The following is a 10,843-nucleotide window of genomic DNA, read 5'->3' as shown; positions in this document are numbered from 1 at the left end:
GGCATCGAGCGTGCCCTTCTCCAGCGCGGGATAGATGTCGCCCGCCGCGATCTGCTGCGGCACGCCGCCGACCTTGGCGATGATCGTGCCGGCAAAGCCGCCGACCCGGAATTTCAATCCCTTGAGATCGTCGATCGACTTGATCTCCTTCCGGAACCAGCCGCCCATCTGCGCGCCGGTTGACCCGGTCGGAATGCCGATGGAGTTGTATTCCTTCAGCAGATTGTTGATCAGGTCCTGGCCGCCGCCCCACTGCAGCCACGAAATGTGCTGGCGCGTGTTCAAGCCGAACGGCAGCGACGTGCCGAACGTGAAGGCGGGGTTCTTGCCCCAATAATAATACAGCGCGGTGTTGCCCATCTCGACCGTGCCGTTGGCGACGGCGTCGAGCACCTGCAGGCCCGGCACGATCTCGCCGGCGGCGAATGCCTGGATCTGGAATCGATTGTCGGTGATCTCGGCGACGCGCTTGGCGAAATACTCGCAGCCGCCGTAGAGCGTATCGAGCGCCTTCGGCCAGCTCGCGGCATATCGCCATTTGATCTCGGGCATCGACTGCGCGATCGCCGGCGCAGCGACGGCACTCGCGGCCAGGCCCAATCCGCCTGCCGTCAGGAATTTACGACGTTCCATGCGCTTCCCTCCGTTAAGTCGATGCTTCGACCTGGGGAACGATCTTGGTGTCGTCTTGTCTTCGTCGACGCTCGACGTTTTCTGTTGAGACGTTGTGGCGTTTCCGAACGGCCCTTGAGGGCACTGGGAGATGGAATTCCGATCGTTGCGGTTCCGCGCGCGAGGATGACCGGGCGCTTCGCCGGAATCAAGCCTCATCGGCGCCTCGCAGCTGCGAACACCGGCCTGACGCAAGTCGGGCCTGCACGCGATCTGCTATTCAGTCGCGCCAAAACCAGGGAGGCTCGCGCATGACGGGCAAGAAAGTCGTGGTCGCCGGAGCGAGCGGTCTCGTCGGCAATGCCGCGTTGCGACACTTCGGCCTGGCGGGAGGGTGCGATGTGATTGCCCTGTCCCGGCGGAAGCCGCGCGACCTCTATGGTGCCCGTCATGTCCCGATCGACCTGACCAGTGCAGCGGATTGCGAGCGCGCCGCATCGGAACTGAGCAGCGCAACGCATCTGATCTACGCCGCGCTCTACGAGGCGCCGCAGCTCGTCGACGGCTGGCGCGACCCGCAGCAGATCAAGACCAACGATTTGATGCTGCGCAATTTGATGGGTGCGCTCGAGCCTGTGGCGCCCCGCCTCAGGCATGTCGCCCTGTTGCAAGGCACCAAGGCCTACGGCGTCCACGTTCGCCCCTTGGCTGTGCCGGCCCGCGAAGGCCGCTCCGAAATGTACGAGCAGCCCAACTTCTATTGGGCGCAGGAAAACTTCCTGCGCGACCTCCAGACCGGCAAGAGCTGGCATTGGAGCATTCTGCGGCCGGTGCTGATCGTCGGCCTCGCCATGGGCGGCGCCATGGATTTGATTCCGCCGCTCGGCGTCTATGCCGCGATGCTGCGCGAGCAGGGCAGACCGCTCGATTACCCCGGCGGCGCCGCGCGGGTGGGGCAGGCCGTCGACGTCGATCTCCTCGCCCGCGCCATCGCCTGGTCGGGAGAGGCCGAGGCCGCGCGCAACGAGGCCTTCAACGTGACCAATGGCGACGTCTTCACCTGGGAGAACATCTGGCCTGCGGTCGCCGATGCACTGGAGATGAAGCCAGGCAAGCCGGTCCCGCTGTCGCTCGCGAGGGAATTCCCGAGCTGGGTCGCTCCCTGGGACGCGTTGCGCCGCAAGCACGACCTTGCATCGCCGGCGCTGGCCGAATTCGTCGGCCTCTCGTTCCAATACGCCGACTACAGCCTGCGCTACGGCCAGACCGAATCCGGTCCGCCCTCGATCGTCTCGACCGTGAAGATCAACCGCGCCGGCTTCACCGAGATGATGGATACCGAGGATATGTTCCGGAAGTGGTTCAGGCAGGCGAAGCAAGAGCGGCTGCTGCCTTGAGGCAGAACCAAAGCCGATATGTCGGGGATGGTTGCCCAAGTCAGTTTGTGACCCGAAGGCGACATAATCGGCTGGTTCAACTAGCCATTGTGAAGGTCCTCTGCCCGCGCGGAGCCAAGAATGCGTTGCGTTATTTTGTTGTCTGCTCTCTATTTCTTCCTTGAACTGGCGGTGGCGAACGCGGCGGGGGTCAAAAATTTTGACATTCCTGCTGACGGGGCGGGACCGGGGATCAGGCTGCTTGTTTGGACACCTTGTGCGGAGACCCCGCGAGAACTGGATGCCCGTGGCGCCATTTTCCTCGCAGTCCCCGGATGCGCAGTGACAGGCGAAAAGCTTCCCCTCATCGTGATATCGCACGGCAGGCGAGGATGGTTCGGCGGCCACCATGACACTGCGGCGGCCTTGGCCGACGCGGGCTTTGTCGTCGCTGCGCTCAATCATCCCGGTGACACTTGGCGCGACACTAGCCGTACCGATAGCCTTTCTGTGCTGGTGGAGCGGCCTGCGGACATTAAGCGGCTGATTGACTACATGCTCGATAGTTGGCCCGACGCGGCGCGCATCGACGCTCGGCGTATTGGTCTCTACGGATTTTCGTTTGGCGGCTATACGGGTCTTGCTGTCGTCGGTGGTAATCCCGATTTGCGAAAGGGCCTGCCCAATTGCGCGACGTCCAGCCTGTTGGCCTGTAAGCAGCTTGAGAGCGGTGAGGCACCCAGTCAGCCAGTCACGTCCGATCCGCGCGTGAGGGCCGCTGTCATCGTTGATCCATATCCGGCATTTGTGTTCCCAGAGAAGGACCTGAAGGATGTAGCGGTCCCGGTGCAGTTGTGGAGTTCCGACGTCGCCCAAAACGCTGACGGCCTGTCTGGATGCTGTGCGGCAGCGGTCAAACAACGGCTTCCGATGCTGGATTATCACTTCGTAACAAACGCCAAACACTTCTCTTTCCTTGCCACCTGCAGCCCGAAGGAAGTGCAGGGTAATCCGACGGCTTGCACCGATGCGCCGGGTTTCAACCGCAACGATTTTCATCAACAGCTTCACGCTGAGATGATTGGTTATTTCCGTAAGCACCTTGGTGAAAACCAGTAGACGTCGCAGTAGGTGGGCCGCGCGGGCCTGCCAATGTCGCTGATTGGCCCATCGCTTCCGTTGACGTGGGGCAGCTACATGTCAGTTCACAGGGGCTGACCGGAAGTTTGCGGCTGAGCTCGAAACCAACGCGATTGACCCATTGTGGACTTTTTTTGAACAGGCTTACCCTGCGTCCGTTCGGATACTGAGTCCTTGAAAACAATGCGCGGATCGGTGCACTGTTACGGTGCGTGGCGAGAAGATCATGTGGACGTTCTTAACCGGCCTTTGCCTTTTCATCGGGCTTGCGGCGGCTGCGCTATGGTTTGGGCAAAGGGCCAGACGGCGTTTCCCAAAAGCCTGGGGCAGTTGACAAAATCGTTTCCAGCATCGAACTGCTTTTCATCGTGGCAGTGTTTTTTGTAGTGTTTTATACATGACACGTTGACGGGCTGCCCCCATAAGCTTTGATCCACCAATTTCGATTTATGAACGCGCGGCCTGATCTGCGCTTGCGAACGCCGCTTCCATTGCCTTCCGCGTCTTCACCGTCTCGTTGTCTGCGTCGAACTCGACATCGCTCCAGCGCACGATCTCGCCATGGCCGACGTCGTGCTTCAGCTTCAGCCGATGCGCCAGCCCGATCGGCAACGCGCCGGCCTTGAGGCTCGCGGCCGCCGGCACCAGCTTGCCCCACACCGTGTAGCCGCCTTCGCCGTCCAGCATCTCGCCGGCGCGCAGATTGCGTTTTGCCACGGCGGCGACGTCGCCGCGGAAACCATGGGGCTGCCCGGTCGGCTCGCCCCGCAGGGCTGCCGACAAGACCGAGATGTTCAGCTCGAGGCCGATCAGATGGTACGGCTTGTACATCGCCGCGTACCGTCCGCTGCCGTCGGTCTTCAGGCCGTACTGCCTGAAGCAGTCGGCCGCGTAGTCGTTCGGCGCCTCGAGCACGACGTAAACGCCCCAGCGCAGATCGCGAAACACCGGCCTTCCGTCGCGCTCAAGCGAGGAGACCACTTCCACGACGCCCGATCGCTCCAGCACGCCGCCCTTGCTGCGCGGCCGCATGATATGCGGGAGGTCGTCGACGCCGCAGGGTGGAAACAGCAGGCCCTCCGCAGGCACGTCTAGTCCGCAGGCGTTCGCAATCGCGGCCATCTCGATCGCCGATTTGGTGCCGTCGAGGAAGGAGTTGAACATCTGGGGATTCATCCCGGCCGATTGCGCCTCGCCCGCGGACAACCCGTAATGCTGCCAGACGCTGTCAGGCGTCACGTCGTGATAGGCCGGCAGATATTTCGTGCCTTTGCCGGCGGCGACCACGTGAAAACCGGTGGCGCGAGCCCAATCCACCATCTCCGCGGTCAGCGCCGGCTGGTCGCCATAGGCGAGCGAATAGACCACGCCGGCCTTGCGGGCTTCCTCGGCGAGCAGCGGACCCGCCAGCACATCGGCCTCGACATTGACCATCACGATATGCTTGCCGGCCGCGATCGCCGCGCGGGCGTGCTTGATGCCGACGGCCGGATTGCCGGTCGCCTCCACCACCACGTCCATCGCGCCGCCGGCAATGGCGCGCGCGCCGTCGTCGGTGAAAACAGTGGCGGCGATCCGCGCCGCGTTCCATCCCACGGTGCGGCAGGCCTCGCGCGCGCGGTCGCGATCGATGTCGATGATGATGGGCACCTCCAGTCCCGGCGTGTGGGGCACCTGCGCCAGGAACATCGAGCCGAATTTACCGGCGCCGATCAGCGCCACACGGACGGGTTTGCCGGCGGAAGCGCGGGCCTGGAGGAGGCGGAAGAGGTTCATGGGACGGTCCTGCGAGGCAGAAATTGGTGAGGGGCGTGTTTCTATCAGATCGTCATGGCCGGGCCTGACCCGGCCATCCACGTCTTGCCGGCAGCGATCGTCTCAAGGCGTGGATCCCCGGGCCTTTGCGTCGCCGAAGCGGCTTCGGCCGCGCAGGCGGGACAAGTCCGGCCACGACGACCGAGGATGTTTTGCGAGTAAGTCTACTCCGCCGCCTGCCGCGGCGCACGGGCGAGCCGGACCAGCGCGTCGTCCTTCACCGTCTTGATCGGCGCAAAATCGCGATGCGCGATGTACTCCGGCCGCGTCGGGGTGCGGATGTAATTCGAAACCGCGTTCAGCGTCAGGTACACGATCTTGCGCGGGTAGGGCGTGATGTTGCCCGCCGAGCCATGCACGAGATTGCCGTGGAACATCAGCATGCCGCCCGGCTTGCCGGTCGGCGCCACGATGCCGCCCTGCTTGACGAGGCGCGTCACGGTCTCCTCGTCCAGCGTCCACAGCGGATAGGAGGTCGTCGCAAGGTCGTGCGAGGCCTTGAGGTCGCCGGCGTTCTGGCTCTGCGGCACCAGCATCAGCGGGCCGTTGATCGGCATCACCTCGTCGAGGAAGATCGCGATGTTCATCGCGCGCGGCTCCGGCATGCCGTCGTCGCGCTTCCAGGTGCCGTAATCCTGGTGCCATTGCCAGACGTCGCCGGTGAAGGCGGATTTTGCGTTGATCTTGAACTGGTGCATGTAGACCTGCTCGCCGAACAGCTGCTCGACCGGGTCGATCATGCGCGGATGCGCGCCGAGGATGCCGAAGGCCTCGTTGTAGAGATGCGCGGCAAAGGCGGTGCGCGGCGCGCCGCTCTTCTCGCGCCAGACTTCCGGCCGGTTTGCGTCATAGATGGCGACCGCCTCGCGCGCGAGAAGATCGACCTCCTCCGGGCTGAACAATTCGGGCAGGAACAGCCAGCCCTCGCGGTGGAAGAACTCCAATTGCTCCTGGGACAGTTTCATGGCGCGTCCTCCTGTTTTAATTTTTGTTATCGCTCGTCATTGCCGGGCTTGACCCGGCCATCCACGTCTTTGGCGGTGGTGGCTGCTACGCCGCCGCCTCTTCCGTCGCCCTCAATCTCTCCTCGGTCATCCGTCCAGCCGTCTGCGCGTGCGCAAGCGCCGCACGTTCGGCCGCCTTCGCATCGCCTGCGAAAATGTGTCCGGCAATGTCGGCATGCTCGGCCCAGGCACTGCCGCGATAATCGAGCTCGGACAGCACCGTCGCCATCGAGCGGCGCATATGCGGCCATTGCGATGTAATCGTCTCTTCGATCACGGGATTGCCGGCGAGCCGATAGATCGCGCGATGAAACTCGACGTCGAGCGCGATCAGCTCGGCGAGCGTGGTCTTGCCATCGATCCCGCGCCCGGCGGCGAGCGCCGCCTCCAGCCGCGCGCGTCCCGCCGCATCGCTTGCCGCGCGCTCCCCTGCAAGCCGTGCCGCCAGCGCATCGATCGCGCCGCGCACCTCGTAGAGCTGGCGGATGCGTGCGGGATCGAGCTGGGTGACTTCAAAGCCGCGCCGGCCGCTTTCGGCGACCAGTCCCTGCCGGTGCAACAGGTGCAGCGCATGCGACACCGGCTGGCGCGACACCCCGAGCCTGTCGGCGAGCTCGTTCTGGCGGATGCGCTGGCCCGGCTGCAGCGTGCGATCGGAGATCGCCTCCAGGATCCGCGCATAGACCTGGTCGATCAAGTTCGGAAGCGGGTCGAGAGGGATCACGCCGGCAGCTCCGAAGGCCAACAGAGAATACGGAATTCCGTATTCGAAGGTACGGCGAGAGGATAGGGGCGTCAAGCGCGGCCAATGCGGCGTCCGACCCTGTTTTGCGCTTCGCCAAGCCATTGATATTGCTGGGCTCGACTACTGTGCATGGGGTTATTTTGAGGAAAAAGAAAAGAGGGGTGGGGCCTACTCCGCCAGGAATGCGTTCACCGCCTCGCCGAACTCCAGCGGTGCCTGCTCGAACATCCAGTGGCCGGCATTGGGGATCACGACCGTCTTGGCGCCCGCGATGTGCGCGGCCAGCACGCGCCACATCACCGACAGGCTCCCCGTCGTCGCGCCGCCGCCGATCAGGAGAGTCGGGGTCCTGATCGCCTGCGCGTCCGCGAGCGTGTAGGGCCTGCGCTGCTCGTTGATCTGGCCGAGGAAGGTGATCACATTGTCGCGCAATTGCTGCTTCGCCGCCGCCGGCACGCGCCGCCACGAGCCGTCGCCTTCGATGCCTTCGTAGAAGTTCTGCAGCGCGCCCTCGATGTCGCCGGCGCGGATCATCTCGACCGAGCGCGCCGTGCGCGCCGCCAGCGGCGGATGGGCGGGCGTGCCTGCAGGCACTGGTAAGCTGGCATCGAGATCACCGCCGGGCTCGGCCAGCACCAGTTTGCGCAACAGATCCGGCCGCGACTGCGCCACGCGAAACGCGATGTGGCCGCCGCGCGAATGGCCCATCAGATCGACCGGCGCGGGTTCGACCTGCTCGATGAAGGCGATCACGTCAGCGACGTGCTGGGCCATCTTGTAATCGTCGCCGACGGCATCCCAATGCTCGGGAAAGAAATGCCGCAGGCTGACCGAGATCACGCGATGCGATTTCGACAGCGGACCGAGCACGGAGTACCAGGTGCGGAAATCGCCCAGCGTGCCATGCACGCAGACCAGCGGCGGGCCTCGTCCCACTTCGAGATAGGCCATGTCGTAATCGTTGACGCGAAATGTCTGCATGATCAGCCCGCCAGAAAATCCAGCACCACTTCGGAGTATTTCTGCGGCGCCTGCTCGAACATCGGATGCGTTGCGTTCGGGATGACCGCCGTCCTGGAATACGGCACATGCGCGGCGAGCGCATGCAGCACTTTCGGCAGCAGGCCCTTGGTCCGTGCGCCCAGGATGAACAGCGTCGGCATCGTAATGGACTCCGCGTCCGCCTTCGAGAATGGCGGGCGGTTGTCGCGGACCTGGCCGATCAGGGTGAAAGCGTTGTCACGCAGATTCTGCTTCACCAGCGCCGGCAGCCGCGGCCAGGTGCCGGCGCCTTCAAGCGTGTCGACGAAGACGGCAAGGCCGCCGTCAATGTCGCCGGCCGCGATCTTCTCGGCCGAGGCCGTGAACCGCGCCAGCAGCGGCGAGGGGCCGCCGGCATAATCAGGATCGAGGCTCGCATCGAGCTCGCCGCCGGGCTCGGCCAGCACCAGCCGCCGGAGCAGCTCCGGCCGCCGCTGCGCCACCCGGAAGCAGATGTGCCCGCCCCGGGAATGGCCCATCAAATCAACCGGACCGAGGTCGAGTTCCTCGATGAAGGCGATGACGTCGTCGACATGCTGGGCGATCGAATAGGTGTCGCCGACGCCATCCCATTGCGCCGGGAAGAAGTGCCGCAAGCTGACAGCAATCACCCGGTGCCGCTGCGACAGCGGCCCGAGCACGCAGCCCCAGACACGGAAATCGTTGAGCGAGCCATGAACGCAGACCAGCGGCGGCCGGCCTCGGTCTTCGCCCACGTCGAGATAGGGCATGTCGTATCCGTTGACGTGGAGGCTCTGCATTCTGGGCTCGCGAAAAAGGGAGGCGGAACTCCTGTGCAAGATTCCCGGAAACCGGGTGGATCGCAACTATTTCTAAGCCTAGATTTGAGCTCAGTTCACATTGGGGGCATGCGAGGGAACGCAAGCCAGGGACCAAAACATGACCGACCAGCATTTTGCCCTGTTCGATAGCAAGATCGGCCTGTGCGCCATTGCCTGGGGTCCGCGCGGCATCAATGGCACGCAACTGCCGATGGGCGGCGAGCAGAAGATCCGCACCCGCATCAGCCAGCGCCATGCCGACGCCAGCGAAGCCGAACCGACCGTCGAAGTGCAGCAGGCGATCGACCGCATCACAAAGCTGCTCGCCGGCGAGCCGGATGACCTCACCGACATCCCGCTCGACCTCGACGGCGTGCCCGACTTCAACCGTGGCGTCTACGCGATCGCCCGCACCATTCCGCCGGGCAAGACCGTCACCTATGGCGACATCGCCAAGCAGCTCGGCGGTGTCGAGCTGTCGCGCGACGTCGGCCAGGCGCTCGGCCGCAACCCCTGCCCGATCGTCGTGCCCTGCCATCGCGTGCTGGCGGCCGGCAACAAGCCCGGCGGTTTCTCCGCGAATGGCGGCGTGGTGACGAAGCTGAAGATGCTGGAGATCGAAGGCGCGCTGGTGAACCACACGCCGAGCTTGTTCGATTGAGGCGATGACGCCGCGGGCTAAATCTTCGCCGCCGCCTTCGGCCAATATTTGTCGCGTAAATGCCGCTTCACCAGCTTGCCGGTCGGCGTGCGCGGCAGCTCGGCTTCGAAATCGATCGAGCGCGGGCATTTGATCGTCGAGAGGCGGCTCTTGCAGTAGGCGATCAGGTCGGCCTCGAGCTCCTTGCCGGCGCGCTTGGGATCGTGCGGCTGCACCACCGCCTTGACCTCTTCGCCCATCTCGTCGTTCGGTACACCGAACACGGCGACGTCGGCGACTTCGGGGTGGGTGATGAGCACGTCCTCGGTCTCCTGCGGGTAGATGTTCACGCCACCCGAGATGATCATGTAGGACTTGCGGTCGGTGAGAAAGAGAAAGCCGTCACTGTCGAGATAGCCGACGTCGCCGAGCGTCGACCAGCCTTTTGCGTTGTAGGCCTTCTTCGTCTTCTCGGGATCGTTGTGATAGGTGAAAACCGGCGCATCGGCGAAATAGACCGTGCCGATCTCGCCCGTCGGCTGCTCCTCGTCGTTCTCGTCCAGAATCTTGATCTTGCCGACCACGGCGCGGCCGACGCTGCCGCGGTGCTCCAGCCATTCTTTCGAGTTGCAGACGGTGACGCCGTTGCCTTCGGAGCCCGCGTAATACTCGATCAGGATCGGCCCCCACCATTCGATCATCTTGGCCTTGACCTCGACCGGGCAGGGCGCGGCGGCGTGGATCGCGCCCTTCAGCGTCGAGACGTCGTAGCGGTTGCGGACCTCGTCCGGCAGCTTCAGCATGCGCACGAACATGGTCGGCACGAGCTGCGCGTGGGTCACCTTGTATTTTTCGACCAGCTTCAGGAAATCTTCGGCGTCAAACTGCTCCATGATGATGGAAGTGCCGCCGAGCAGGATCGCCATCATGTTGAAGCGCAAGGGAGCCGCGTGATAGAGCGGCGCCGGTGAGAGATAGGTGGTCTCGTCGTTCATGCCGCACATGCTGGCGCAGAGGACGCGCAGAAACGCGTTCGGCTCGTCGATCGGCTTGCCCTCGAACGCCTTCTTGATGCCCTTGGGCCGGCCGGTGGTGCCCGATGAATACAGCATGTCATAGCCGGCGACCTCGTCGTCGATCGGCGTTGTCGGCTGCGCGGCGGCTTCCTTGTCGTAGGAGCAGAAGCCGGCTTGCGGCTCGTCCATCATGTAGAAGACCGGCTCGCCGGCCGCACCCTTGATCAGGGCCTTGATCTGGTCGGCGCATTTCGGCGTGGTGATCACGACCTTGGCGCCGCAATCGGCGATGATGTAGTCGATCTCGTCCTGCTTCAAATAGCGGCTGATCGCGGTGTAATAGAGCCCGCTGCGTTGCGCAGCCCAGCAGATCTCCATGAAGGCGAGGCGGTTCTCCATCAGCAGCGCGATGTGGTCGCCGGCCTTCAGCCCGAGCGAGCGGAACAGGTGCGCGCCCTGGTTCGAAAGCTCGTCGAGCTCGCGATAGGTAATCGCCTTGCCGGTCCCGGCCATCTGATAGGCGATCTTGTCGGGTGTGGCGCGAGCGTGAATGGAGGGGTGAGTCATGTCTCTGTTTACGGCTAGGAGTGATGTTCCCCGGACGCAGCGCAGCGCGTAGCGGTGCGCTGCAGATCCGGGGTCCATTGTAAGGCATGGGTCCCGGCTCTGCGC

General features: G+C 64.0%; 10 protein-coding genes (1 of these 10 only partly in view). 3 read left to right on the top strand and 7 right to left on the bottom strand.

The features are described from left to right. Positions 1 to 633 carry the 5' portion of an ABC transporter substrate-binding protein gene (locus tag IVB45_RS33330; RefSeq protein WP_027565590.1) on the bottom strand. It extends 456 nt beyond the left edge of the window, so 633 of the gene's 1,089 nt are visible here — the first part of the coding sequence; it begins with the start codon at positions 631 to 633; its stop codon lies off the left edge, out of view. 290 nt (positions 634 to 923) lie between these two features. Between IVB45_RS33330 and IVB45_RS33325 the strand changes: the two genes are divergently transcribed. Both IVB45_RS33325 and IVB45_RS33320 read left to right on the top strand, forming a co-directional pair. After that, positions 924 to 2,009: an NAD-dependent epimerase/dehydratase family protein gene (locus tag IVB45_RS33325; protein ID WP_247357819.1), complete on the top strand. Its 1,086-nt coding sequence runs from the start codon at positions 924 to 926 to the stop codon at positions 2,007 to 2,009. A gap of 120 nt (positions 2,010 to 2,129) precedes the next feature. Further along, positions 2,130 to 3,107, top strand: coding sequence for a prolyl oligopeptidase family serine peptidase (locus IVB45_RS33320; protein WP_247357820.1), 978 nt, complete (start codon positions 2,130 to 2,132; stop codon positions 3,105 to 3,107). Between the two features lie 468 nt (positions 3,108 to 3,575). On the opposite strand, the gene IVB45_RS33315 is transcribed toward IVB45_RS33320, so the two are convergent. The 5 genes from IVB45_RS33315 to IVB45_RS33295 form a co-directional block, all read right to left on the bottom strand. Next, complete coding sequence (locus IVB45_RS33315) at positions 3,576 to 4,904, bottom strand: Gfo/Idh/MocA family oxidoreductase (protein ID WP_247357821.1); 1,329 nt, start codon at positions 4,902 to 4,904, stop codon at positions 3,576 to 3,578. Positions 4,905 to 5,107: 203 nt separating this feature from the next. After that, complete coding sequence (locus IVB45_RS33310; RefSeq protein ID WP_247290141.1) at positions 5,108 to 5,908, bottom strand: phytanoyl-CoA dioxygenase family protein; 801 nt, start codon at positions 5,906 to 5,908, stop codon at positions 5,108 to 5,110. Between the two features lie 85 nt (positions 5,909 to 5,993). Next, positions 5,994 to 6,671, bottom strand: a complete 678-nt coding sequence (locus tag IVB45_RS33305; RefSeq protein WP_247357822.1) for a GntR family transcriptional regulator — start codon at positions 6,669 to 6,671, stop codon at positions 5,994 to 5,996. Positions 6,672 to 6,860: 189 nt separating this feature from the next. Next, positions 6,861 to 7,673, bottom strand: coding sequence for an alpha/beta hydrolase (locus tag IVB45_RS33300; RefSeq protein ID WP_247357823.1), 813 nt, complete (start codon positions 7,671 to 7,673; stop codon positions 6,861 to 6,863). A gap of 2 nt (positions 7,674 to 7,675) precedes the next feature. Beyond that, a complete protein-coding gene (locus IVB45_RS33295; protein WP_247357824.1) occupies positions 7,676 to 8,494 on the bottom strand; it encodes an alpha/beta hydrolase in 819 nt (272 codons plus the stop codon). A gap of 139 nt (positions 8,495 to 8,633) precedes the next feature. Between IVB45_RS33295 and IVB45_RS33290 the strand changes: the two genes are divergently transcribed. Continuing rightward, positions 8,634 to 9,176: a methylated-DNA--[protein]-cysteine S-methyltransferase gene (locus tag IVB45_RS33290; RefSeq protein ID WP_027565581.1), complete on the top strand. Its 543-nt coding sequence runs from the start codon at positions 8,634 to 8,636 to the stop codon at positions 9,174 to 9,176. Positions 9,177 to 9,193: 17 nt separating this feature from the next. Here the strand turns inward: IVB45_RS33290 and IVB45_RS33285 are convergent, their stop codons facing one another. Further along, positions 9,194 to 10,738, bottom strand: coding sequence for an acyl-CoA synthetase (locus tag IVB45_RS33285; protein WP_247357825.1), 1,545 nt, complete (start codon positions 10,736 to 10,738; stop codon positions 9,194 to 9,196). Between the last annotated feature and the right edge of the window lie 105 nt (positions 10,739 to 10,843).

Source organism: Bradyrhizobium sp. 4, assembly GCF_023100905.1.
GTDB lineage: Bacteria > Pseudomonadota > Alphaproteobacteria > Rhizobiales > Xanthobacteraceae > Bradyrhizobium.
This window is presented reverse-complemented; position numbering and strand designations above follow the sequence as displayed.